The 24,897-nt window shown below is 49.6% G+C and carries 18 protein-coding genes; 3 read left to right on the top strand and 15 right to left on the bottom strand.

Features of this window, described 5'->3' with window-relative positions; all coding sequences use genetic code 11:
* Positions 1–20: 20 nt before the first annotated feature.
* The 7 genes from AC2CG4_RS04455 to mpl form a co-directional block, all read right to left on the bottom strand.
* Positions 21–323: a DUF2288 domain-containing protein gene (locus AC2CG4_RS04455; protein WP_484485129.1), complete on the bottom strand. Its 303-nt coding sequence runs from the start codon at positions 321–323 to the stop codon at positions 21–23.
* Between the two features lie 113 nt (positions 324–436).
* On the bottom strand, positions 437–1,333 hold the full coding sequence (locus AC2CG4_RS04450) for a hydroxymethylglutaryl-CoA lyase (RefSeq protein WP_484485308.1): 897 nt from the start codon (positions 1,331–1,333) through the stop codon (positions 437–439).
* Between the two features lie 7 nt (positions 1,334–1,340).
* Positions 1,341–1,958: a flavin prenyltransferase UbiX gene (locus AC2CG4_RS04445; protein WP_484485128.1), complete on the bottom strand. Its 618-nt coding sequence runs from the start codon at positions 1,956–1,958 to the stop codon at positions 1,341–1,343.
* A gap of 235 nt (positions 1,959–2,193) precedes the next feature.
* Positions 2,194–2,832, bottom strand: coding sequence for an RpiB/LacA/LacB family sugar-phosphate isomerase (locus AC2CG4_RS04440; protein ID WP_484485127.1), 639 nt, complete (start codon positions 2,830–2,832; stop codon positions 2,194–2,196).
* A gap of 383 nt (positions 2,833–3,215) precedes the next feature.
* Positions 3,216–3,482, bottom strand: a complete 267-nt coding sequence (locus AC2CG4_RS04435; protein ID WP_484485126.1) for a hypothetical protein — start codon at positions 3,480–3,482, stop codon at positions 3,216–3,218.
* Positions 3,464–3,805 (bottom strand): hypothetical protein, encoded by a 342-nt coding sequence (locus AC2CG4_RS04430; protein ID WP_484485125.1) that lies wholly within the window; start codon positions 3,803–3,805, stop codon positions 3,464–3,466. Before AC2CG4_RS04430 ends, AC2CG4_RS04435 begins: the two co-directional genes overlap by 19 nt.
* Before the next feature lie 231 nt (positions 3,806–4,036).
* Positions 4,037–5,443 carry a UDP-N-acetylmuramate:L-alanyl-gamma-D-glutamyl-meso-diaminopimelate ligase gene (mpl, locus tag AC2CG4_RS04425; protein WP_484485124.1) on the bottom strand — a complete coding sequence of 469 codons (1,407 nt, stop codon included), beginning with the start codon at positions 5,441–5,443 and terminating at the stop codon, positions 4,037–4,039.
* A gap of 230 nt (positions 5,444–5,673) precedes the next feature.
* Between mpl and AC2CG4_RS04420 the strand changes: the two genes are divergently transcribed.
* Positions 5,674–6,597, top strand: a complete 924-nt coding sequence (locus AC2CG4_RS04420) for a hypothetical protein (RefSeq protein ID WP_484485123.1) — start codon at positions 5,674–5,676, stop codon at positions 6,595–6,597.
* Here the strand turns inward: AC2CG4_RS04420 and olsF are convergent.
* Together olsF and AC2CG4_RS04410 are read right to left on the bottom strand one after the other, a co-directional pair.
* The gene (olsF, locus tag AC2CG4_RS04415) at positions 6,540–8,324 is read right to left on the bottom strand and encodes a bifunctional ornithine lipid synthase OlsF (RefSeq protein ID WP_484485122.1); all 1,785 of its coding nucleotides are present in this window, start codon (positions 8,322–8,324) and stop codon (positions 6,540–6,542) included. The two genes, AC2CG4_RS04420 and olsF, sit on opposite strands and share 58 nt — an antisense overlap.
* Positions 8,325–8,560: 236 nt before the next feature.
* Positions 8,561–9,703, bottom strand: coding sequence for a hypothetical protein (locus AC2CG4_RS04410; RefSeq protein ID WP_484485121.1), 1,143 nt, complete (start codon positions 9,701–9,703; stop codon positions 8,561–8,563).
* A 377-nt stretch (positions 9,704–10,080) separates the two neighbouring features.
* Between AC2CG4_RS04410 and serB the strand changes: the two genes are divergently transcribed.
* The gene (gene serB, locus AC2CG4_RS04405; protein ID WP_484485120.1) at positions 10,081–11,310 is read left to right on the top strand and encodes a phosphoserine phosphatase SerB; all 1,230 of its coding nucleotides are present in this window, start codon (positions 10,081–10,083) and stop codon (positions 11,308–11,310) included.
* Positions 11,311–11,494: 184 nt separating this feature from the next.
* Positions 11,495–13,474: a putative bifunctional diguanylate cyclase/phosphodiesterase gene (locus tag AC2CG4_RS04400; protein WP_484485119.1), complete on the top strand. Its 1,980-nt coding sequence runs from the start codon at positions 11,495–11,497 to the stop codon at positions 13,472–13,474.
* Positions 13,475–13,553: 79 nt separating this feature from the next.
* Here AC2CG4_RS04400 and AC2CG4_RS04395 read toward each other — a convergent pair whose 3' ends face one another.
* From AC2CG4_RS04395 to AC2CG4_RS04370, 6 genes are all read right to left on the bottom strand, one after another.
* The gene (locus AC2CG4_RS04395; RefSeq protein WP_484485118.1) at positions 13,554–14,153 is read right to left on the bottom strand and encodes a DUF2214 domain-containing protein; all 600 of its coding nucleotides are present in this window, start codon (positions 14,151–14,153) and stop codon (positions 13,554–13,556) included.
* 118 nt (positions 14,154–14,271) lie between these two features.
* Complete coding sequence (locus AC2CG4_RS04390) at positions 14,272–15,528, bottom strand: DUF1552 domain-containing protein (protein ID WP_484485117.1); 1,257 nt, start codon at positions 15,526–15,528, stop codon at positions 14,272–14,274.
* 42 nt (positions 15,529–15,570) lie between these two features.
* On the bottom strand, positions 15,571–18,894 hold the full coding sequence (locus tag AC2CG4_RS04385) for a DUF1592 domain-containing protein (RefSeq protein WP_484485116.1): 3,324 nt from the start codon (positions 18,892–18,894) through the stop codon (positions 15,571–15,573).
* A 27-nt stretch (positions 18,895–18,921) separates the two neighbouring features.
* Complete coding sequence (locus AC2CG4_RS04380) at positions 18,922–19,989, bottom strand: cellulose binding domain-containing protein (protein ID WP_484485115.1); 1,068 nt, start codon at positions 19,987–19,989, stop codon at positions 18,922–18,924.
* 514 nt (positions 19,990–20,503) lie between these two features.
* A complete protein-coding gene (locus tag AC2CG4_RS04375) occupies positions 20,504–22,609 on the bottom strand; it encodes an EAL domain-containing protein (RefSeq protein WP_484485114.1) in 2,106 nt (701 codons plus the stop codon).
* Positions 22,610–22,938: 329 nt separating this feature from the next.
* Positions 22,939–24,789, bottom strand: coding sequence for a hypothetical protein (locus tag AC2CG4_RS04370; protein WP_484485113.1), 1,851 nt, complete (start codon positions 24,787–24,789; stop codon positions 22,939–22,941).
* Between the last annotated feature and the right edge of the window lie 108 nt (positions 24,790–24,897).

The following is a 24,897-nucleotide window of genomic DNA, read 5'->3' as shown; positions in this document are numbered from 1 at the left end:
TTTGGTGAATATTAGGAGGCTTAGTTTTCTTTTTCAGTAATGGCCTGCACCAACACCCAGGGTTTTATCACTACTGCCCACACAAGTGTATCGTCTTCATACCATTGTTGGGCTTGGGTATCTTTTACTGCATCAACCAAGCCGGTATCCATCCATGCTTTAATTAGGTGGGCGTTGTCGGCGACGATTTGTGTGGCTACGTGGGTTAAATCCAAACTGGGATCAACGGCGATTGCATTGCCGCTGGCGAAAAAACGCTGCAGTTCGTGCCAGTGGATTTGTGCGGTTTGTAAATTGATTTCTTGTTCGATTTCGTTGTTCATATTGACCTCAGATTGTTAACCACACCCTAACCCTCCCAACTGCGCGCCCCGCTTAAAAAGGGAGGGAATTAGTAGCTCCTCCCCCCTGATAAGGGGGAGGTTTGGAGGGGGTATTATTTACTCATCGCCCTTGCGACTTTTGAATTGCTGGGTTTATTTAAAACGGCGCTGATGGTGTTGCCCGCATGAATTAATTTTTCTAAATTCACTCCATGCTCAATACCCAAACCATTTAATAAATAGACTAAATCTTCAGTAGCGACATTGCCGGTTGCGCCTGCGGCGTAAGGGCAGCCGCCTAAACCTGCGACGGATGAATCGATTACGCTCACACCCATTTCCAATGCAGCATAAATATTCGCAAGTGCCTGACCATAGGTGTCGTGCATATGAGCGGCAATTTTTTCAATGGGCACATCGCGTGCGACAGTTTCAATTAATTTTTTAACATGGCCTGCGGTGCCAACGCCGATAGTATCGCCGAGTGAAATTTCGTAGCAGCCCATAGCGAGTAATTCTTTGGCGATACTGGCTACTGTATTGGCATCTACCGCGCCGGAATAGGGACAGCCGACTACGCAGGAAATATAACCGCGTACAGGAATATTTTGAGTCTTCGCTGTATCAATCAAACTTTCAAAACGTTGAATACTTTCGCTAATAGAGCAGTTGATATTTTTTTGGCTAAAGGCTTCAGAGGCTGCCGCAAAAATTGCCACTTCATTGGCATTTACGGCGATGGCGCGTTCATAACCTTGCAGGTTAGGTGTGAGTGCGGCGTAGGTAACACCGGGTGTGCGAGTGATGCCAGAAAATACTTCGCCGCTATCGGCCATTTGCGGCACCCATTTGGGATTCACAAAACTGCCCGCTTCGATGTAGGTCAATCCGGCATCGACGAGATTTTCAATTAGTTGGATTTTAGCTGCAGTTGGAATAGGTTGCTTTTCGTTTTGCAAACCATCGCGCGGGCCAACTTCTACTATGCGAACTGTTTTTGGTAAATTAATCATCTTATTAATCTTCACCCCAGCGCGGCATTAAATCTTGCGGTACGCCCAGCTGATCCAAAATGCGTGCGACAATAAAATCGATCAACTCTTCAACGGTTTGTGGCTGCATATAAAAGCCGGGGCTTGCGGGTAATACCACTACACCCATTTGGGTGAGCTTGAGCATATTTTCCAGATGGATTTCGGAGTAGGGTGTTTCGCGCGGCACAACAATTAATTTGCGGCGCTCTTTTAACGCAACATCGGCTGCGCGCTCGATTAAATTATTACTGGCACCGTGGGCGATGGCAGACAGCGTGCCGCCGCTTGCAGGGCAAATTACCATCGAGCTGGGTGAACTGGAGCCCGATGCGACTGCGGCAAACCAATCGTCTTTGGCGAGTAATTGCAGTTGTTCTTCGTCTGCTCCGTAAAGTTCGCACAGCATCGCTTGCTGCTCTTCTAAATCGCGCGGCAAATCTAAATCGGTTTCAGTGCGAATAACCACTTCGGCAGCGCTAGAGATCATCAAAAATACTTTGCAATCCGCCGCTAATAAACACTGCAATAACCGCAGCCCGTATTGCGCACCGGAAGCGCCGGTAATAGCGAGAGTGACTGAGCTTGGTTTTAATTGAGTCATTTGGTGCGCTCCTGTTCAGATAACAGCAAAAGTTAATCCCCTGGTTTTTTTAAATCTTTCTAGCCCTTTTGAAATGGGGCGTGAAACCAAACAGGGTTGCGGTAAGTCACTCGTCGTCACTCCCGCAAGCGGGAGTCCAGTTTTAGATCTTAAAACCTATGGATCCCCGCAAGCGGGGATGACGTTTTAGTGAATATATACTGCTTAACTGGTCGGCATTAGGGTTGGTAGAAATTTATTTACCTAATACGTCTTTAACAAATGCACGGATGCTGTCGTCTTGGCAATGTTCAAAGAAACACGCTTGAAAGCGTTCGCCAGTTACCGCAGTTTTTACAATCTCTGGATCAATTGTGCGCAATCCATCTAAATAATTTTTTGCAGTTGCGATTTTTACATTGGTAAGAATGCCTGCATTGCGCACTTGCGATTCACGGCGCTCAGCGGGATAACCTTGGCCGCGTACACCGGTAAACGCTTTTTCAAAAATGGTGCGAATATTTAATTCAGCACCCCAACCAAAACCTTTAGCAAATGGCAGTGCCAATGCGTTGCCATTGTTCACTTGTGCAAACAAGTAGGCGTCGGTCGGCTCAATGCAGTAACCGCAGAATACGCCCGGGTGCGCGTTGAGCGACATCATCGCCCCTTGGCCAGTACCGCAACCGCTCACTACAAAATCCACGGCTTTGGAGTTGAGTAGCAGGCTGGCCATAACACCCAAGTGAATGTAAGTCAGGGTGTGGTCATTGTCATCACTCATGCCCACGTTAAATACACTGTGTTTTTGCTCAGCAGCGACTTCTTGTAGTTGCTGCAACACAATCGCGTTTTTACCGGCTTGGCTGAATTCGTTCATTAATGCAATTTTCATGGCAAAAGCTCTCTCTAAAAATGGAAAACAAGTAATAAGACAGGCTCTTTGGCACTGTTTTTGGGTATTGACCGAGATTTTGCAGAAGCGTTAATGATATAGGGGGATGGCGATGATTTGAAGGGAAAGGGTGGTTTTAATGATAAGGGCGCAGCAAGCGGCGCCCCTACAAATAACATTGCACCCGTAGGGGCGCTGCTTGCTGCGCCCTATTTTGTGGAAATCTATCTTTAAAACCCATCAACATATTCACCAGAGATTAGCTAAACTTGGTTTTGCAATCACCAACCACATAATTGCCAATACGCTGACCCTGCATCGCTAAGTCAATAATTTCTTTTGGCATAATATCAATCATCAAAAGACTTTAGATGATTGATTTGCTATCTACTGTCAATAACAACAGTAATTACTGGGCGTTCTTTTAATTCACTTTCACGGATTGCTATTACTTCTTTCAAGCTGTTTTTCTCTGATTTGTTTTTTGCATCTTCCGTGGCGCGAAGCTTTTGTATTCGAACGTTTTCTTTCTGAAGAGCCAAAATATATTCTCTGACCATTGGGTCGGCTAATTTTACTTTTGCGCGCAGCTCTTCGTTATTGAAGGTTGGTTCTTCCGTGGTGCTATTGCTCATGTTTGAATAGTGCATTCAACACCGCCTATGTTATATGTAATGTTCGATATTTCATATTTTTTAGCTATATCAGTATTACTTATTTTCTTCTTAGATAGGTCGTACAGAGGGATATATTGAGGTTCTAGGATTGACAAGTTAAATTCAGGAAATTCCTTCAAAAGAATTTGTGTGATCACAAAAAAATCGGTTTGTGATGCACCTGGATAGCCATCTACCTGCAAACCAATTTTCTTTATTTGGGAATCTCTGATTGAATAAGAAATATTCATGTTAAGTTTTCGTATTGCTCCTTTACTTAATGAGTTAATAATTAAATTGTGATTTGTTTTTGGCATTACAAACCTCCAAAAAGGTTGCGTGATGAATATTAATTTGAAATTAGTATTCGTCTTGCTGGAGGGGTAGGTCAATAACTTTTTTTCATCTTCTCGGATATGTGCGGTAACTTCCTGTGTTTTATTTTTTTATTAATCTTTAATGATTAATGTGGATAAGATTTGGTATGTTTTGTGGTGGGATACGGCGGGTATCGCTCACGCTCCACCCACCCTACGGTTGTAATTTAATTAGAGAGCATGCTTCTTTAATTGCTCAATCAACCTCTGATGCACCCCACCAAACCCACCATTACTCATAATCACAATATGCGTATTGGTTTCGCTCAATGAAATTGCGCAGTGAATTAATTCATCCAAATCGCGCAGGAGTTTTGCGGGGACGGGGGATTTATTGACGACTTCATCCATTGCCCAATCGACATTGGCGGGTTGATACCAGAGAACGTCGTCGGCATCGGTGACGCTTTGGTTGAGGGCGTTTTTGTGTACGCCCATGCGCATGGTGTTGGAGCGGGGTTCGATGATGGCGATAATTTTTTCGCTGCCGACTTTTGCGCGTAAACCGGCGAGGGTGGTTTTGATGGCGGTGGGGTGGTGGGCGAAGTCGTCGTAGACTTTTACGCTATGTACATCGGCCAATAATTCCATGCGGCGCTTTACCCCGGCAAATTGCTCCAGCGCTTTTGCGCCGTGCTCGGGTGTTACACCAACATGGCGTGCGGCGATAATCGCTGCCAGGCCATTGTTGACACTGTGAATGCCAGTTTGCGCCCAATTCACTTGCGCAACTTCTACGCCGTTATGTAATACCGCAAATGATGAACCATCGGCAGCTAATAACTTGGCTTGCCACTCCGCAGTGTTTTCGTGCGTGGGGTTTTCAGTATTAATCACCGCAAATTGTTGTTGTGGTGTCCAGCAGCCTTGTTGGATAACTTCGGCCATGGCTTTGTCATTTACGGGTGAAATTAATACGCCGTTGTTGGGAACAGTGCGCACCAAATGATGAAATTGTTTTTGGATTGCGGCGAGGTCGGGGAAGATATCGGCGTGATCAAATTCGAGATTATTTAAAATCACCGTGCGCGCATTGTAGTGAACAAATTTGGAGCGCTTGTCAAAAAAGGCGCTGTCATATTCATCGGCTTCCACTACAAAAAATGGTGTGCCGCCCAAGCGGGCAGAGGTGGGAAAATTTTTGGTTACTCCGCCAATCAAATAACCCGGTTCCATGCCCGCGTATTCCAAAATCCACGCCAGCATCGACGAGGTTGTGGTTTTGCCGTGAGTGCCCGCAACCGCTAAAACCCATTTGCCTTGCAAGACATGATCGCGCAGCCACTGCGGGCCGGAGGTATAGGGGATGCCCTGGTCGAGCACATATTCCACGCTCGGATTACCGCGGCTCATCGCATTGCCGATGATCACTAAATCTGGCGGGGTTTGCATATGCGGTGCTTGTAAATGTGCTGGGTCAAAGCCCTGAATTAATTCGATGCCCGCTTGCTCAAGCTGGGTGCTCATGGGCGGATACACGTTGGCATCGCTGCCGGTGACGCGGTGGCCGAGTTGTTTGGCGAGTTGGGCGAGGCTACCCATAAAGGTGCCGCAGATGCCGAGAATATGAATATGCATAGAAAACTCGATATTTTTAAAGTGACGCGCGGGATAAAAGCGCTGGCTAAAGGTTTCAGGGTAATGAAGCGGATTAACCTATACTTTTGGGGTGATTGCAACTCTACTATGCTGCACAGGTTTTTTTAATTCAGGTCTCTAGGCAGGATAGATTGTTGGACATTTGCTGATAATAACAATAGGGTTGAAATAGCTCGTTCCAGAATTGCTGCTTATTCAGGTGATAGTTTATGAAGTGTTGGGTTGTACCTATTTGTAGTCTGTTGTTAATGTTTGCCCCGGTTGTGCCCTATGCACAAGAAGTACCCACGATACGTGTTCCCCAGGCTCGCTCTGCAGATGATACTGCATACTCGTACTTCACCGGATTGATGGAAAAAGCCCTGCGGAAAGCCGCGAAGGGGCGTGTGGTCCCTCAAGTTTTAGCGACCATTCCCATGTCTACTGAGCGCCGTGTCCATGAGCTGAGGCTTAATCGTACTATTGATATTTTTTGGCTGGGTGGCAGTAAGGCGCGAGCGCGCGATTTATTGGTTGTACCCATCCCGCTAGAGCGAGGCTTGGTAGGTTATCGACAATTTATTATTCGTAAAGATAGTGCTGCAGATTTTGACGCAGTGAAGACGCTGGCCGATTTATCGCACTTAACCGCCTGTCAAGATGCGCATTGGGTGGATGTGGGAATTTTTCGTGACGCTAAATTGCCCTTGGTTACCAGCATTAATTATGAAAGTTTATTTAAACAAGTGGTAGCTGGCCGCTGCGACTATTTTCCGCGCGGCTTTCATGAAGCGCAAGTGGAGATGGCCAAGCGCGTGGCGAGTTACCCAGCACTTATGGTGTATAAACCATTAATATTGCACTACCCATTTGCCGCTTATTTTTTTGTACATAAAGATAATAAAGCCTTGGCGCAATGGCTGCAGGAAGGGTTGGAAAAAATGATCGATGATGGTGAGTTGCTTGCCTATATGAAACAGCATGAGCATACCAGAGACGCTTTTCCTCTCGAGGGTTCTTCGTCCAAGCGTCTGCTGGTCATTCCCAATAATTATTTGCCTGATTTCTCTAACGAAAACGATGTTCGTTATTGGTTTCAAGCCAATGATTTTGGCATTGTTGCAGGCTCCAATTTAACCGGCGCTGACAAATAACGCGCGCGTTTTGCGGCTTTCATGCAGGTTAAATCGCCCATAAATAAACCATCTACACAATTGCCGAATTCCGAGTCCACACTGAACGCGAGCAAATGGTAGCCGCCTTCTTCGTAGAGGCTGGCGTATTGTTTAAACAACACAGGAATTTTACAGTCGTGCTTTTTGAATTCTTCCTGCAGCAATTCAAAGCCTTGTTCACTGTTTAATTTTGCAAAGCGATGTTGCAAATCGATCAACACATCTTCTTCAATCTCGTGAGGGTGATTGCCCTCGGCGAGATTTTCATCGTTGGCATTTTTGACTGAGTAGTAGCGCTCGTAATAGAACACCAATAGATCCCGCAATGCTTTGGGATAATGCGCGCTCATGCTCACTGGGCCAAAGACAAAACGCACTTGTGGGTGGTGCGATAAATAAGCGCCCAAACCCTGCCATAGATAATCCAAACTGGCTTTGCCCCAGTAATCCGGGTGGACAAAACTGCGGCCTAATTCCAAACCTTGTTCGAGGTAGGGTGTAAGCGATGGATTAAATTCAAACAGTTCAGCGGTGTAGAGTGATTTTGCGCCTTTTTTCTTCATCAACTTGTGCGCTTCACCTAAACGATAGGCACCTGCTATGCAGAGTTTTTCTTCATCCCACAATACCAGGTGGCGGTAGTAGTGATCGTACTTGTCCAGATCGCGTCTGCTGCCGGTACCTTCGCCCACCAAGCGAAACGTCTGCTCGCGCAAGCGGCCAATTTCGCGCAGCACTACGGGGTGTTGATCGTAATCGCACAGAAATATTTTGTGGTTGTCGCGGGTGCTGCCAATTAATTGTGCGGTTTTAAATTCTTTTTTCAGTGCGGCGCGATCTTCTGGGTGGGCGATGGTTTTTTCGGTGACAAATACCGGCGCGCTTTTTTTCTTAGAGGAAATACCTTTGCCGATTTTGTAAACGTGTTTTTTCAGGCGTTTGATTAGGGCTTTGTCGGCGAGCTGATCGGATTCCAGTGCGTGGTGGGGAATCACTTCACCCACGCGGAATTTTATTTCTGCCGAGCGCTTGTTAAACATTTCATGGGCGAGCAGGGCAGTCGCCAGCGGTTTAAAAATCATTGAGGCGCTGTAAAACAGCATGGAGTTTTTGGCGGAGACAAAAATGGGTAACAGAGGTGATTTGGTTTTGCGCGCAAAGTGCAAAAAGCCCGCTTGCCATTTTCCATCTTTAATCCCCGTGGGGCTAGCGCGGGATACTTCACCCGCCGGAAAAATAATAATTGCCTCTTCGTTATTGAGCGCCTGCAAAATATTTTTGTAACTCTGTTTGTAAGCGGCGCGGGTCATATTATCCAGCGGCAGCAGTAAATCGTGCAGCGGCTCAAATGCCATCAGCATATCGTTGGCGATAATTTTCACATCCTTGCGCACTTCGCTGACTAAACGCAGCAGTGCTAACCCATCGAGCGAACCAATCGGGTGATTGGCGATAATAATCACGCGCCCTTGTGCGGGGATATTGTTGCGCTCGCGCTGGGAGATACTGTAACTAAAATTGAAGTACTCAAAAATCCGGTCGATAAAATCAATGCCGCGATTGCCTTCATGCTCGCGCAAAAAGGCATTAATTTCTTTTTCATGGGTCAGCTTGCGCAAAATACTGAGCGTGGAGTTGCGCACCATGGGCGACTGTTGGGTAAAACCGGGGAATTTAGTGCTGATGGACTGTTCGATATTGAGCATAGTAGTCACAACTTTGCGATGGGCGATGCTGCAAGGTTATGACGGCTGCGTGACGGTTATGTGATGGAATTGTTGCAGGTGTGTGACAGCGGGTTTGTGCGATATTGCGGAAATCTTGTCGGTGGATTGCGGTGTTCTATCCAGGACCGTCTGCGACAGGGATGTCGCAGATGAGCCCCCATGGATGGGTTTACGGCGAGTCCTGGATAGAACACTGCAATCCGCATCGCACGCGATTAGGTCGTCGTTGCACCCACCAATTGTTCTTCTTGTTTTGCCAGTAGGGCCGCGTAAGGAGCTTTTAATCCCACTAGCTTGCCGCTATCGCTCACTATATCCAAATGCGCCTGCAGCTCGTGGTCTATCAAACGTTGGCTAATTAAAATTTCGCCTTTATCGGGTTTTAAATGATTGTTGTGTTGCACCACAAAATCTTTCAGCAGCGATTTATTCGAACTCACCGGTGCCGATAATTCATGTACCGCCGCTGCTAAATGCAAACGCGGGCTGGGGCTTTGGCTGGTCAGGCTATTTAACAATTGTGCAGCGCAGACGGCGCGAAAGCTGCATTCGTAAAACGCTTCGCCGGTGAAATCGATAATCAAAGTTTCGCCCGATAACATTTGCCGTTCACCGCTGTATAAATTCAACACGCCCTGCAATTGTTTTTCAAAACGGCGCAACACATTGGCAAAACTTTCGCTGTTTAATTGTTGGTAGAGTTTGCTCATATTCACGATATCTAAACTCAACCGGACCGACACTTGTTTGGGCAATTCCGGCTCGGGCTCGGGCACATCTTCAATGGTCGGCATTTTTTCTACCACGGCAGTGACTATCTCACCCGCGGTTGGCAACTTATCTTTTAACTGCGACCACCACTGGCGCTGGATCGACCACCAAATCACCAGCAGGGAGCAAAATATCGCCGCCATCCACAGCATAAAAAAGCGATAGTCGCGCTCGGAGTGAAGCGGAACATCGAGCGTGACCTCCAAATAACCCGCGACATTATTGTGCAGCGCGATAGGCGCAGAAAAACTGTAGCGGCGCCCGGTAATTTCCTGATTCGGTTTAAAACCGCTCTGCACCAACAATTTATTTTCTACATTGTGGATGGTCGCACCAATCACATTGGGGTATTGGCCGACTTCCAATAGGATCGCCTGCAGGCTGACCAGATCTTGCTGCAGGGTCGCGTTCACTGCTTGGCGCGCCGCGCTGTTGGCGAGCACTTGCCCGTAGTGGCCGATTTGCTCGCGCTGGTTGTGTTCGCTGTTGTTGATATATGCCCAAGCGCCAAAAGCGCCGAGTGCGATCAGTAGCAGGCTGCAAAGGCTGAGTTGTGGGTAACTGCGATAGGTATTGATTAATGCCATTGTGTGGTTAAGTCCGTGCTCTGGGTGTTGCGTTCATAGTTTAACCCCAGTTCCTGCCAGGGTCAGTGTTACGGCACTCTTAATTCTGCGCCCAAGTAAGCGCGCAAGCGCTCGTCGGTATGAGCATAAGCGTGAGTGTCGTGTGGAATTGCATTCTAGCCTAAGTTGCTTGCGCCTGCTAAGTCGGTGCCATGGCACACCGATGTTGGGGTGGCGGACACGTCGTGATGACTTGCTTTGACTTAGCGTGCGTTGGCGACTTGGGTTAGAATGCGCGCTTTGCGCAATCGCTCCAGCTTACACCACCAGGTGTTACTTATCGCTGGGCGGCACACCTGGCTCCCCCCTAGAGCCGATAGAACAGTTAGAGAGGCTCTGTGAACGAACTTTTATTGATCAACGCGTCGGGTCAGGATCAGCCCGGTGTCACTCATGCCATCACCAATGTTCTAGCCCGCTACGGCGCCCGCGTGTTGGATATAGGCCAAGCGGTGATTCACGATACCCTTGCGCTAGGCATTCTGGTTGAACTGCGTGTTGCAGATGATGTGCGCACCCGCTTGCTCGACCAAATCCAGCAAGCCACCGAGCCATTTGGTATTCAGGTGCGCTTTCAAACCATCGCCCCCGACAGCTACGAGCATTGGGCTGAGCAGCAGGGCAAAACTCGCCACATAGTGACCTTGATTGCGCGCCAGATTGATGCGGCGATGATTGCCGAATTGACCGGGGTTACCTCCCAGCACGGTTTAAATATTGACACCGTCAGCCGTTTATCTGGCCGTGTGCCACTTGCGGATTTAGCGATTAGCGATACAAATCAGGGCAGCGCTTGCGTGGAATTTTCCATGCGCGGTTCGCCCGCTGATTTAACCGCACTGCGCGCCGATTTTATGGAGCTATCGGCGCGGTTGAATATCGATGTCGCATTCCAGCGCGACACGGTTTATCGCCGCAATCGCCGTTTGGTCTGTTTCGATATGGATTCAACCCTGATTGAAGCTGAAGTGATCGACGAACTGGCCAAAGCCGCTGGTGTGGGTGAACAAGTATCTGAAATTACCGAAGCCGCGATGCGCGGCGAATTGGATTTCAAGCAAAGTTTCGCGCGCCGCATGGCACTGCTGAAAGGTTTGGATGAATCGGTGCTCGCCGGTATCGCCGATCAATTGCGTATTACCGAAGGCGCAGAAAAATTAATTTCTTCGCTCAAAAAACTTGGCTACAAAACCGCAATTTTATCCGGCGGATTTAATTATTTTGGCCGCTACTTGCAAAGCAAACTCGGCATAGATTACGTCTACGCCAACGAATTGGATATTGTCGATGGCAAAGTCACCGGCGAAGTAAAAGGCATTGTTGTTGATGGCCAACGCAAAGCTGAACTGCTTGCTATGCTCGCCAAACAAGAGGGCATTGCGCTGGAGCAAGTCATCGCCGTCGGCGATGGCGCCAATGATTTACCCATGCTCAGCGTCGCCGGCCTCGGCGTCGCCTTCCGTGCAAAACCGTTAGTAAAAGCCTCGGCGGAACACAATATTTCCAACTTGGGTTTGGATGCGATTTTGTATTTGTTGGGCTTTAGGGAAAGGGATAATTTGTTATAAGTTTTTTGCCCGTTACTCCTGCTTTTGATAGGGGCGAATGCGCCCCATCTCTATATCGTTTGATTTTCTCCCTGCGCGCTAACCTTAATTAGCGCGCGATAGACAAAAACTGCGCTAAGCTTAAAACAGCCGTCTTCTATTACTACATGCCTTTACGGGTGTTTCACGTGCTTAGAACCCCATAATGTTCACACAGAAAGCTCAAGCGTTTCCTAATCGCCGTGCTACCGATCAGCATACATTGATCGAGATGCAGCTTGCGGCTTTGGCCTACCAAAATCTTCCCGCCATGCTGGGTGTAAATATTGCCGCTACACTCGGAGTGGCATTTTTATTATATGCCGATGGTGTTAGCTATCTTCCGGTTTGGTTGGCATTGGTGTTTGTGCTAAGCGGGTTGCGATTGCTGTGCTGGTTTTTCTTTCAGCGCTATTGTGCAAAAGAGAATCCCGACCAGGCTAGGGTGGGCAACTGGGTGCTGCTTTATACTTTGGGGCTTCACTCTGCCGCTTTGATATGGGTGGCAATGGTTTTTATCACCTTTCAATTGGCCACCTCAGAGGCAAAATTTACTGTCATAGTCATTATCTCTGCATTGGCCGGTGGCGCTACAGGTATCACCGCGCCGTTGAAATATGCGGGCCGAATTTACATCACAATCTTGTTGTTATTTACCTCGGTGATTATTTATTGGGTGGCTAGCGAACACTGGGTGTTCTCTGTGCTGGGGTTGGTTTTTTGGGTCGCAATGATTATCAGTCACCGAAATAATCATTATGTGTTGTTAAAAAGCTTGACGCTGCAAATGGAAAACAAACAACTGATTAATAATTTGCAACATTTAAATGCAGAGCTTGAGTTGCGTGTTCAACAGCGAACCAGTGCGCTTGAGCGCATTGCACACAATGATGCACTGACCGGCTTACCTAATCGGCTTGGGTTAATTGATTGGATGGAGAAAAAACTGCATGCCGATAACCCACAAGAAGCCGCCATTTTATTTCTGGATTTAGATCGATTTAAACAAATTAATGACGCTTTAGGGCATGAGGTTGGCGATCAGGTGCTGCGTATGATTGCCTATCGTTTTAACGAGGTTTGTCCTGATGATGCTATTCTCGCGCGTTGGGGAGGCGATGAATTTTTACTGGTTACTGCGCAGGCCGATAATACGCGTGAGCGTGCTGAAACACTGGCAAGACAGCTTATAGATGCTGCGATCGCCCCGCTTTGTATTCGCGATGAATCACTGGGTGTTGGCCTGAGTGTTGGCATGGCGTACTTCCCGACCGATGCGATAAATTTTCAAGATATTATTCATGCAGCCGATTTAACGGTTGCAGAAGTGAAACGCAGTGGTCGCGGAAATAGTCTCATTTATAACGATATTTATGCTGAGACCCAGAAACGGCGTTTTGATCTTGGTCGCGCTTTATCTGACGCCATTAAACAAAATGAATTAACACTTGCTTATCAACCCATCGTTAATGCGCTCACTAATGAGGTTGAAACCTTGGAGGTGTTGTCGCGCTGGCATCATCCCTCCTTGGGGGTGATAGACCCATGTGAATTTATCTATTTGGCGGAAGAGACGGATCGTATTGTCGCGCTAGGTGATTGGGTTTTATATCAATCCTGCAGTAAGGCGCGTGAGTGGCGCCAGCAAGACTCCGCGATTAAGTTGGCGATCAATGTCTCTATTAAGCAGTTGCTTGCGCAAAATTTTTCGGCGCGTGTAATCAGTATCTTGCAGGAGACCGCGTTCCCACCGGATGCATTGATTTTGGAGGTGACTGAGAGTTTATTTGGTGAAGCGCATTTAGATACGACCTTGGTGACGGTAACACAGCTGCGCAGTTTTGGCGTTGAGGTTTATATTGATGACTTTGGTACTGGCTATTCATCGCTTTCGCGCCTGCATGAATTTCCGGTTACAGGAATTAAAATCGATCGCTCGTTTACTGCGCAGCTCGACAAACAAGGTTTGGTGATTATCGAAAGCGCAATGTTAATTGCACAGAAAATGGGTTTGAAAGTAGTTGTGGAAGGGGTCGAATCCGCAGCGCAGTTTGAAAAGTTATTTAAGTTAGGGATCGTCTCTATGCAGGGATATTATTTGGGGCGCCCGTCACCCGTACCTGCTATTCGTTCGTCGAAACAATAAAAAAAGCGAACCCCGCCAGTGTTCGCTTAAAAGTTCATTTTCTATTCAGCATTATTTCCTTGCCGATTATTAATAATAATTACTCACATTTTTGCGGGCGATTTAATGACGCCTGTTCGGTAAGTAGGGGAGGGTCGTCGCGGCGCATGGAGCGCAGGGCTTCTCCGGCGACGATAATGGCGCAGATAAGCAAACCGCTGTAGATGAACATGATGTAACTGTAATCCACGGTGTAATTCCATGGGCGCGCAATGCCGAGATAGCAGGCGAACAGCCAGGAAACAGATGAGACTGCACCGGTTAAGACTACCAATATTTGTTCAATTCCCGACACGGACAAAAATCCGCGTGCGCAAGTAACGCGCGGGAAACTGAAATAATGCAGTGCAATGCCATTCAGTGTTAAGACCGCCACCACGGTAAATTTGGCCCAGAGTTTTTCATTCATTAAATACTGTGCCGGGTTATCTAAATAGCCGATCAGCACTAATGAGAGGCCGCTAATCCACAGCGTGATCAATGCAATAAACATGATACTGGCTGATTTTGTCAGGTCTTTGATCGCCGCTGCCGGAAGTGCCTTTCCGCGCGTTTTAGCCAAGGCTAAATCCTGTATCAGCAAAATACCGATAGCAACACAAGCGGCAAGTAAATGAGCGTAGACGATTAAAGTTTTCATAATAGAAACCTTTTTTTAAAGACGAATTTTTTTGGTTTTTTGTTTTTCTGTGCAGCATCGTATAGCGCGAGGAAAACCCGGCTTGCGCCGGGTTTTTTTATGCGCTTAACTCCAGCTACTAGAATATTCCTGCAATAGTTTGTGAGCCCCAGCTGCGGTACAAACTTCCATTTGCGCCCTGATTTGCTTGCAGCGCTAAACCAACGGTTTGGAACAGTGCCGTTTGACCAGCGCCACCGGCATTAACGACTTTGCCGCCTTTAACTCCAGCACCCGCCACTAGCATTGGACAGTTGCTGCCACTGTGCGCATCTACGTTACCCATATCCGATACCTGAGTAACAATGGTGGAGGTGAGTAGATTCTCTGCCTGCAACTTATCGAGCAACTGCGCAGTCAGCGACATCTGATAAGCCACATCATTATCGTAGTAACCGCGGTAGCTTGGGTTGCCTTGGTTGTGATGCGAGTCATGTGACGGACGTGGGCGATGAGCGCCGGTGGTATCAACAATCATTGCACCATCGAGTACGTGGTTGTGATCGTCATTACCAAACGCTAGAGATACCGATGAGGTCAGGTTACATTTCAGTGCCAGCACGGCGATTTCGCTCATGATCCTAGACGTTGCATCAAATCCAGTGGCGGCTTTCTCCGGCGGACGTGGACAAGAACCGGTGTTGCCACCGGTAGTAACGATCTTGGACTCTAACTCTCTAATCGCGTTTAAGTGGCTATCCAGTTTTTGTAACTCGTGCAGGCCTAATTTAGTTTTCAAATCATTGATCGCGGTCGCATGGTAATCGACCAATGATTTGCGCGGCGGAACAGTGCCAGTACCAGTGCCGCCACCGCCACCCGCAAACAAAATATCCAATGCGGCTGCCGGGCTGGTGATCGTTGGAATGCCAGAGCTGTCGCGCGACAGCTCAGATCCCGCATGTGTACCCAGGTTTAACCATTTAACCGGTGAGCTTGAGTTAGCACTCAATACTTTGCCGAGGTTGACGTCGATACTCTGTTTACCCCAAGGATTCGCTTCATTGAAGCGACAAAACATCACTCCATGGCCGCCCTGGAACATGGTGGCGTTGGAGATTAAGGCAACCCGACCAGCAGAATAATGGCTCTGCAGCGGCGCAGATTGGATGGGTAAGCTGGCGCCTGTTGGAACCCATTTGGCCGGGGTGCAGCCGCCGGGCATAAACACCGCAACGTGTTTGGTGGCGGTTCCGGATTGCGCTTCTGCTACCCGCGCCATCATCACACCGGCAAGCAAGCTGGACGCTTGAATCGTGCCCATGGCGATACCCGAGCGTTGTACAACACGCAGGAAGTTCCGGCGCTCTTGATCAAAACAATCTTTAGATCTCATTTTTTTGACTCCAATTCGTTAACTGGGAGAATGGAGCGCGCCTTAGCGCGCCCACTCCTGCCGGTAGATCACAGAATCCAACGCCGGTATTTCCTGCAACATCGCGCGTGGACCGCTAGTGTTCAGCACATTGGTCAGCTTCTCGATATTGCAGCGATAGGCACTGCGCTCTGCGAGCGACATGTTGTAGGGCACTTCACGAGTCGCGTCCCGGTCGATCAGGAAGGTAGTCGCTACACCGCTGCTGAAACTGACCAGCTGAGTCGCCAAACAGGTTTTCGCCTGCTGGGATACCAGTGGCTGCTCAACCATTATTCGAGCCAGGTCTTTGGCGCCGTTAAAGGTGATTTCAGGTGAATAAATCACGCGGTTTGGGTCGTTGGCGAATTGCAATTTTTGGTAGGGCGAGAAGAAAGTCGCTTGCGCATTAATTGGGTTGCCGCGCAAATCGGTAGTGCGAACACGGCCGGTTGCGTCGAAGTTCTCCATCCCGCCACCCAAGGGGTTGATGATTTCCAGGTGACAGTTAGAGCAGGGTTGATTTTCGGTAATCTTCGCCACCGCCATACGTTCAGTGGTGGTGGGCGCAGCCAAGAACGCCGCGTGTGCTTCACCTAACGCATCGCGATCCAATGAGGTACCAGCTGGTGGCTCAGGGATATCCTGACACATCATCTTGCGCCGTACCGCGACCGCACGAGTAATCAAATTGGCATCGTTATCACGCGCATAACGCGACATAAAGGCACCCGAGGTTAAGATACCGCCACGGTCACTGGTGTTGACGCGCACAAAGCCATCGGCATCAGCCGTACCGCTGTACGCCAGGCCATAGTGGTTTGCCAAACGTTGATTCACATGGGTGAACGTGGGGTTATACAGGGTGGTAAAGGTAGAATTGGATTCCAGCATTGCGGCAGAGAAGTTTTTACTCAGCTCGTTCTGCATGTCACCCGCCAAGGTTGCAAAATTAGCCACGCCTACTTTGCCTTGAGTAGCCAGAGTCTCGGTACCCAACCAACGGTTCACCAGTTGACCCAGCAATACTTTGGTTGTGGCTGAATTCAATAGCGTAGCGGCCTGTTGGCGTACACCGGCAACCGTATTCAAATTGCCGTTGGCCGCTGCTGTCATCAGGGTCGCATTCGGAGTAGTACCGGTGAAGGTATAACTCAGATAGGTCGCCATCTCGTAGCCATTCAACTTGTAGGTGGTGCCGCTGGTTAAGTCACCCACTTCCGAGCGATACAAGTATTGGGGGGCTGACAACATGGTCGCCAATGCCACTGTCATACCTTCGGTTACGGTGCGGCCACCAGTGGTGCCGCGCGCTAGCGCTTGGTAGCTGGTTTGTTCGGCACTGGTCAATGGGCGACGGAAAATACGTGGCGCCAAATCACTTACCAACTTATCCGCACAAGCGGTTGAAGGTGTACAGGCCAGTACCGAATTCCAGCGGGTGGAAACTGACTCAGCGATACGTTCGGCAGTCGCAACATAGTTTGAGTAACGGCCAGCATCGACAAACAAATCGTTGTTGTTCTGGAATGCACCGGAGATTGCATCGTCTGGCAGGCGTGAAATTACATCATCGGTATAGCCTACTAAATCGCCAACCGAGCGCTGGTATTCCGCGCGGGTTAACAAACGCAAGGTGCGTTTGCCCGGTTGGGCAGTCGTGCTGGTACAGGCAAATGCGTTGGCATCATTCATTGGCTGGCCGCTTGGCGACTTGGTCCACGCAGTAATCAAGGCTGCTGCATCGGCGGCACATTGGCCAACACAAGCGCTTGGGTTGCTCGCTGGCATGTTGCCGGCGATGTAGGTTTGCAAGGCGGTGGAGTTCTCGGGGTATTTAGTGAGGCTCACCGTCATGCGGGTGCCGTGACAACCAGCACACTGTTCTCTCCACACCACTTCACCGCGTGCTGAGTTGCCTGGGCCAACGCTGCTAGAGCTGCCCGAGCTAAGCGATGAAGCACTTTTGCTGGAGGAGCTAACTGAGGTGGTCGAGGTACTGGAAGCACTGCTAGCTGATGAGCCGGCGGTGGGTTCAAACGTCAAGCTAATCGGAGCGGTAGCAGCAGCCGGAACGCTGTCGGTATAGCTGATAACTTTGTAGTCATAGCTGCCTGCTGCGGTCAGGTTGTCGAGGTAGCTGACGGTGTTTGCCGGGGTGCCGGTTGCAGTTGCCCAGCGGCCATCGGCGCCTTTACGGCGTACCAAAAAGCCGCTTTCGTTGCTGCTCGCATCGACCCAATTAAGGCTGGCTACACCGGTGGTGTTACTCATGCTTCCGCTCAGGCCAAGTGCTGCATTAGGTGCAGAGGCAAGGGCGATGGCCGGTGTATTGGTCGGGTTGTCGCGGGTCAGGAACATCTTGAAGTAGACCGGGACTCTCTCGCTGATGGTAGACAAACCCGCCACTGCGCGCAGGGCTTCTACACCGGCATTCATATCGAAATCAGTAGAGTTGATTGCGATAGGTTTGCGCGGCGAGAAACTAATGCGGTTGTTGGCGTGTTTTACGATCAGTGCATCAAATGACACTGGCTTGACTATCGCGTGCAACACCAGGTTGCCGGTCAAGCTCTGCACGCTGGTGCTACCAACGGCCATGGCATCAATCGCGGCCAAATCGAGTTGAGTGGTGAAGTGCAGGCTGGGCAAAAAGCCGGACTCAAACAATAGGCTCTGCATGCGTGTATTGCGGATATCCACGCCCGTGCTGATGCTAGCCAGTGGAATGCTCAGTGTTGCCTGACCACTGGTTGCGACCGTGCCTTGCAGTTGGGTAAAGGTCATGTTCTCCGGCGTTTCCACCCCGGCAGTGCTCTTCTTCACAGTAACAAAGTGCAGTGTTGAGGCAGTGCCATCGAGTAGCCAACGGGCAGCTACCGCAGGTGCACTACTGCTACTTTTACTACTGGCGGTGGTGGTTACACTGCTGGTGCTACTACTGCTAGCACTGGTGGTTGTGCCGCTGCATGCTGCACCGTTCAGGGTGAACTCAGTGGGCACGGTGCCGGGGTTGTTGGCGATCAAGCCAAATACCACGCTGCCGTTAGTGGCTAAGCTGCCGTTGTAGCCGACATTTTTCACACACACATTTTTACCGGTTTGGGTGTAAGAACCCTCCCAGAGCTGGGATACGGTGTCGTTCCCTGCATAGGTCCAGCAGAGTTCCCAGCTGGTTTTGGCGGCGCTGGTATTGGTGAGGGTGACTTTGTACTGGGCGCCTGCACCCCAGTTGTTTTCAGTTTGGAAATTTACACTACAGGCGCCTTGCGCCAGAGCAGTGCCCGGGGCGATAAGCCCGAAGGCGATCCCGGTGGACAGCAGCGACAGTTGCAATAATTTTTTCATAATAGTTTCTCTCTATGCTTCATCCAATTAACGGGCGTCAAAGACGAGCGCAAAGTCCACCGGAACGGCGACACTAATCGAGGCAATTCCCACTGCCGCGCGGAGGGCTTCAACACCATTGGTGAGCGAGTAATCGCCAGCTTTAATGAGCACTGGTGCGATGCTTTGCACGAGCACGCGGGAGACAGACAGCTTCTGTACTGACACTTTGGTGGTGATGGCTCCAGTTACACCATGCAGATTGAGGCTGGCCGAAATATCGGTTGCTGCGCTTTGGCCAACAGCAAGGCTGCTGATCAGGTTGGCAGGCACGGCGACGGTGACAATCGCGCTGGGGTAGCTGGTTGTTTCAAACAGCAGGTCGCGCATACGTTGATCGCGCAGTGCAACTCCGGTGTTGACGCTGTTCAGGTCGATAGTCAAGGTCGCCACTCCGGCGCTGTTGATATCGCCACTGATGGTGGTGAAGTGATGTGCTTCCAGCGTGTGGGTATTTTTAATGGTGGCGAAGTTGAGGTAAGAGTCAGTAGTGTTTAATGTCCAGGGTGCCGGAGCACTGGAGGATGAAGACGAAGATACGGAGCTAGGCGCTGAGCTGCTGCTTGGCACTAGCGAACTTGAGTTGCTGGAGCGCGAAGAGCTACTGGCCGACGTGACAGTCGAGCTGGCCGATGAGGTTGTTGCACCACACAGGTTGCCGGTCAGAGCCGGAACTTCTGCGGCTGTTGCCCCTTTTGTCCCTTGAAAACCAAAGGTCAGGCTTTGGCCGGGTTGCAGTGTGCCATTCCAGCTGGCGTTTTTAACAGTATAGGGATTGGTGCCACTGAATACGGCGTCATAGCCGCCGGTGATGCGGTTGTCGCCTGCATACTGCCAGTTCAGGTTCCAACTGCTGACGGCAGCGGTACCTTCATTGGTGACTTTGACTGTGGCGGTGAAGCCTGTGCCCCATTGACCGGTTACCTGATATTGGCAGGCGGCGTGGGTCTGGAGCGACACTGCGGAGAGAGCGAGTGACAGTCCAAGCGCACAGAGGGAGCGGGTCAGCGCACCTGCTGGGCGAGGAGCTGTCGCGGAGGCGTTAAAGCGACGCATAGTTCTTCCTCAAAGATGAATACCGATTGCTCGGCGGCTTTTTAACGGGCGGCAAAGCACCAGATATACCTATGCATCGGGCATTATTGTTAATTAAGCCCAGACACAAAAAGCCCGTTACTCAAGCGTGTTATTGGAGGTGATCCTGAATGCATGAGGTGACCGTAGCCATATCGGAATAGGCAATGCTCTCGATGCAAATAGATCGGGTTTGGCGAGTTCTCGGAGGTAGATTTAGCTGCCATCTCAGCGTGGCATTATTCGTTTTTATCTTATATTTATTGATAAATCGACTTTCATTTAGAGGCTAAGCGTGGTTGATAACATCTTATTTTGTAGTGATGTTTGTATTTATGTTATTGGTTTTAAAGGGAAAAAGTAAGCATAAAAAAACCGGGGCAAGACTTTTTGTGACCTATGCACGAAACTAGTGCTCATGCGTCTGAAAATCGAACTTGTGCACCTGGCTGGAGGGAAATCCGTACCAGGTGCGGAAGGTTTTCGCACCTCTGGACTAGCTTTCCATATTAAAGTCGTACGTCATTCCCTGGCTTGGCTCTTGTAAATAGTGCCCTTGAATATAGTGGGCACCTGCTTGCCAGAGAGTGGAAAGTACGCTCGCATTTTCTACAAAGGGCACCAGCGTGATCTTGCTTTCGCCATTTAGCTTTTCGATTAGCTGAATCAGTGTCTCCGGGCTTTCATTGTTATTTTGAATATCGGTAGTGAAAGAGCCATCGACCTTGATCATGGTAACTGGCACATGTGCAAGTGTGTTGAATGGGTTCAATGAGCAGCCAAAGTTACTGATGGCAAAGCTGGTTTTGAGCTTTTCCAGCCCCTCGGAAAAATGTTTGGCGGCATTTAAATGATTGGTGACATCGATTTCCTGTGCTTGGAACACAATCGAGTCGGAGCTCAGTTTGGCGGCTTTGAAAGCAACGGCAAGCCAAGGGATGAGCGATTCATCGCACAGGGATTGGCGCCCAATATTAACAATTAGCTTGGTTTTATTGCCCTTGGCGCGATGTTGCGACAGCATCTTGATAGATTCCAAAATTACCCAGCGGTCAATTTTGGTACAGGCACTCATATTTGATGCCGCCTCCAAAAAGAGATTGGGTGAAATCTCGTTGCCCTGATCATCGATCATGCGCAAATAGACTTCGTAGTATTCCTCATCGGAACCACGCAGGCTGATAATCGGCTGGAACAATAGCCGGAAACGGTCATTATCCAATGCTTGTTGAATGGCTGCGGCAACGTCAATTTTAAGATCTATCTTAGGTGTTTCAGGTTCAAACAGCATGGCGTTGTTGCCATTCTCCGTATGTACCTTGAGCATCGCGGTACGCGCCTGTTCAATGACAGTGTTGGTGCTGGTGGTGGTTTCATTGATTAGCGAGATACCAATGCTGCAGGTGATCTGCAGGGTTTTGTGATCTATCTCGATAATATGACCTTCCAAATCTTTGCACAGCTGTGTGGCGCGGTTGACCGCCGCATCGGCTTTCACATTGGGTGAAATAATGGCAAAGGTAGAATCGCCCAAGCGCGCAATGGTGTCGCTGGTATTGGCTTTGGCGCGCAGTAGGGTGGCTATATCAATCAGCGCCAGATCGGCACCGGCAACGCCGAAGGTATCTTTTACGCGCCCGCTAAAGTTATCCAACTCAATATAAAAGAGGCAGTAGTACTGTTTTTCATCCACAGTGTCGATGATGTGGTCGAGCTGATTGAGCAGGTATTGACGGTTGTAGGTGCCGGTAACTAAGTCCTGCCATTTAATTTGTTTAAGCTGGGCTTCCAGCTCCTCGTTATTGGCATTGTTGGCCGAATTCATCGAGGCGCGGGCAAGGAATTGGATGCAGGGCTCTTCGTCGTAAGTGACCAGTGATACTTCCAAATCTATATGGGTTTCTTTGTCGTCTTTGGTGATACCGGCAAAACCGAGAGTACTGGATTCGGCCTCATCACCTTTGAAGGTGAAATCTTTCAGGAAGTTCTTCAAACGCGCCTGATCTTTGTCGGCCACCATATCCATAATCGGCATGGCTTCTATATCGTCTTTGTCTTGATAGCCAAACAGTTCCGCAAAGGATTCATTGGCGTAGAGATAGAGGCCATCCTGAATAAAAGCGATAGCATCGCGCGAGCTGTCGAGTAATTGTTGGCTGCGGCGCTCGGCTTCGCGAAAGCGGCGGTCAGTATTACGGCGCGCCTGACGCTGTTCGCGGTTGCCCAGTTCGCGGTCTATCACGAGCAATAAATGCTGGTCGTTATCCAGGTCAACCACATCGGTTGCGCCCATGCGTAGCCCTTCAATTACGGCAAACGGGCTATTTTCTCCGTCCACATCGTAGAGCAGGATAACCGGCACATCTTTATTGAGTCGGCGAATTTGTTTGATCGCTGTCTGTGGGGTGGGGGAGCTGGTGTCGTAATGGCCAATCAATAAATCCCAGCTCTGCTCCTGCAACAGTTTAACGAGAGCTTCTTCACTCTCGACATGTTGCGCGCGGCAAGGGTGGCCGGAGGCGTGCAGCATGCTGATCAAGCGCTCGGCTTCGGAGCGTTGATTATTCAAAATCAGGAGTCGGATAGTATCGGTAGTCGTCATATGTCTTCTATGGTAGTCAGGCGATGGTCAGGGCTTCGCTCGTTTTTGACTATAGCGCGTTTTCTAGCGCACGAGTTCGTTTGAATACTTGTTCTATCGAACCTTGGGCTTTTAGTTTCTGTATTTGCAGTGCACTGGTTGCCGATAAGTCCGAAAACTCTACCTTGTGTCGCTAACCGCTTGCCTTGGTGCAGGAAGGTGTCTTTAAAAATCCTTGTCGGCCTATATTACTGAATTCAGTTGGGCACTCAACTTGTCATGCGATTTATGCGATCTGGTCGAGGCTTTTGTGGTCTAGTTCTCAGCTGTAGAGTGAAGGGCTGGGCGATTTATTCCCACACTGAGTCAAAATCATCTTTGTTGTTTTTTGCTTCGGTTTTGACGGTAACCAGTTCGCGAAAACCGAATTGGCTAAAAGCACCGGTGGCAAATAACCGCTGGGTTAGCTGAATGGATTTATCTCCCTCATTACTCACCCCGGCCTGGCTTTGGGTGTAAAGCCGGGCTTTGCTGTACTCATGGAATGAAATCGCATTGGTAATCATGCTGGGCGGTTGATTGATTGCGCGCAACTCGGGGATTTGTAGGGCGCGTAAATATTCAGCAAAGCCACCGGTTTTATGAATCGCGGCTAAGCCCACCGGAATCGCATGGGGAGCGATAACTTGAATCCCCAGTTGTGTTGCGCCTTTAATCTGATGCGCCCAGCGCACCACACCGATAGACCATTTATTGCGACCATATTCACGCAAGCCGAGCAGCTCGCCAGCGCGCACTTGAACCGGGATTTCGTTGCGCCATTCCAGCCCATAGCCACCGGGGCTGCGATCCATCAGCGGTACCTTGTAAATCGGATGTTGCCCTTGATAGCTGCTCTGTTCCTGGGATTTGATTTTCTTTTCAATCTCCAGTGTGGGGCGCGCGCGTCCATCCAAGGCGGTGCCCACAATGTCAAAGGTATCACCCCAAGGGTCGTCGGCTTTTTTGGTCTCAGTCGCCTTTAGTTGCACGCCGCGCTTTTGGTAGATAGCGCCTTTTGCCGGTTCGCCGGCAACGGCATTGCTTTGGTTCAAAAACAGGTTAAACGGCTGCTCATCGGCTAGATGAAAATGAATATTGGTGAGGCCGACAGTGACTTCTATATCGGCGTTGACATCCTGCCGCTCAAAGCTGCGCAGCGCCAAATGGCTCCAGGCTTGTGCCAAGTGTTTGGTCAAGGCTGCCGATAAGTTGAGTTGATTGCGTTGGCTGACGCTGGCATCTACGCCTTCGTTGCCACTGCTTTGCAACTCTTGCAGTCTGCTCACCAGTGGGCTGGTACGAATCTCCAGCGGCGGCTCAATACCGGGGTTGCTGGCCGGGCGCCAGTGGGATTTATAAAACGGCGGGCGATTGCTATCGGTTAACACCACAAACAGGTTTTCTTTTCCGCCGGGGTTGTATGGGCTTAATTCAGCGCTGGGTGCCAACAGTTCCAATACGTTATAGGTACTTTCGATCTCATCCTGACGCAATTGATTGGGGCGCGCGGTCGCCAATAGAAGTATGCGCAGATACACATGGTGAGCTGTTCTCATCCCGTGTTGATGGGGGAATTTGTCCTCCACCGGCAGGTGTTCCAGCTCCAGCGCGCAGGCTAATTGATAGAGTGCATGTATTTCGGTCCACACTTGGCTGGAGACCGGCAGGTAGAGCTGATAAGCGCGCAGCAATAACAGGCTCAATGCAGTCAGTGAGCGATGAATGGTCAGCGCTTGTTGCTCAGGAGGCGTCTTGGTGGCGTGGGGAGTGCAAATCTCCTTTACCACGGCGAGATAGCTGTTCAGAAAGTGCTTTTGAATCGCCTGGGCAACGGTCGCGGTTTTAAGTGCAGCTTCGGGCAGGATCAAGGGTTGATTTAAGTATTTGAGTGCAAGGCCGCTCAGGGTTTGATGAACCGGTGCGCGCAGCAGCTCCAGAATGGCGAGCCGGTTGTCGCTGCTGGTGCGCAAACGGCTGAGCTCATGCACGGCGGTATAAAGCTGGGCGCTGACTTGCTGGGCTTGAGTCAACGGCAAGCTTTGCAACCAGAGTTTGACCTGCGCGAGTTTATTGCCACCGCAAAAACTCAACTGCGCCAGCCCCTCAGTCGGCACGTTAAGCTTTTTAAGTAGTAGTCTGATTTCCGGATCTGGGGTCATGCGCACGCCGTCAACGAGTTGCTGGTTATAACTATGTATTTGAATATAGACGATTTTAGATCTTTTCGTCTGAATAACTGGCTCTTCTATTGGTAGTGGTTACAATTG

This window comes from Cellvibrio sp. ATLC23, from assembly GCF_057196725.1.
Note: the sequence above shows the minus strand (reverse complement) of the source record. Positions and strands in the feature narration are given on the sequence as shown.

What these genes read in the sequence shown, in the direction of transcription:
- AC2CG4_RS04455 (WP_484485129.1), bottom strand. Translation starts at nt 323, where the DNA reads ATGAACAACGAAATCGAACAAGAAATCAATTTACAAACCGCACAAATC.
- AC2CG4_RS04445 (WP_484485128.1), bottom strand. Translation starts at nt 1,958, where the DNA reads ATGACTCAATTAAAACCAAGCTCAGTCACTCTCGCTATTACCGGCGCT.
- AC2CG4_RS04440 (WP_484485127.1), bottom strand. Translation starts at nt 2,832, where the DNA reads ATGAAAATTGCATTAATGAACGAATTCAGCCAAGCCGGTAAAAACGCG.
- AC2CG4_RS04435 (WP_484485126.1), bottom strand. Translation starts at nt 3,482, where the DNA reads ATGCACTATTCAAACATGAGCAATAGCACCACGGAAGAACCAACCTTC.
- AC2CG4_RS04430 (WP_484485125.1), bottom strand. Translation starts at nt 3,805, where the DNA reads ATGCCAAAAACAAATCACAATTTAATTATTAACTCATTAAGTAAAGGA.
- mpl (WP_484485124.1), bottom strand. Translation starts at nt 5,443, where the DNA reads ATGCATATTCATATTCTCGGCATCTGCGGCACCTTTATGGGTAGCCTC.
- AC2CG4_RS04420 (WP_484485123.1), top strand. Translation starts at nt 5,674, where the DNA reads ATGAAGTGTTGGGTTGTACCTATTTGTAGTCTGTTGTTAATGTTTGCC.
- olsF (WP_484485122.1), bottom strand. Translation starts at nt 8,324, where the DNA reads ATGCTCAATATCGAACAGTCCATCAGCACTAAATTCCCCGGTTTTACC.
- AC2CG4_RS04410 (WP_484485121.1), bottom strand. Translation starts at nt 9,703, where the DNA reads ATGGCATTAATCAATACCTATCGCAGTTACCCACAACTCAGCCTTTGC.
- AC2CG4_RS04400 (WP_484485119.1), top strand. Translation starts at nt 11,495, where the DNA reads ATGTTCACACAGAAAGCTCAAGCGTTTCCTAATCGCCGTGCTACCGAT.
- AC2CG4_RS04395 (WP_484485118.1), bottom strand. Translation starts at nt 14,153, where the DNA reads ATGAAAACTTTAATCGTCTACGCTCATTTACTTGCCGCTTGTGTTGCT.
- AC2CG4_RS04390 (WP_484485117.1), bottom strand. Translation starts at nt 15,528, where the DNA reads ATGAGATCTAAAGATTGTTTTGATCAAGAGCGCCGGAACTTCCTGCGT.
- AC2CG4_RS04385 (WP_484485116.1), bottom strand. Translation starts at nt 18,894, where the DNA reads ATGAAAAAATTATTGCAACTGTCGCTGCTGTCCACCGGGATCGCCTTC.
- AC2CG4_RS04380 (WP_484485115.1), bottom strand. Translation starts at nt 19,989, where the DNA reads ATGCGTCGCTTTAACGCCTCCGCGACAGCTCCTCGCCCAGCAGGTGCG.
- AC2CG4_RS04375 (WP_484485114.1), bottom strand. Translation starts at nt 22,609, where the DNA reads ATGACGACTACCGATACTATCCGACTCCTGATTTTGAATAATCAACGC.
- AC2CG4_RS04370 (WP_484485113.1), bottom strand. Translation starts at nt 24,789, where the DNA reads ATGACCCCAGATCCGGAAATCAGACTACTACTTAAAAAGCTTAACGTG.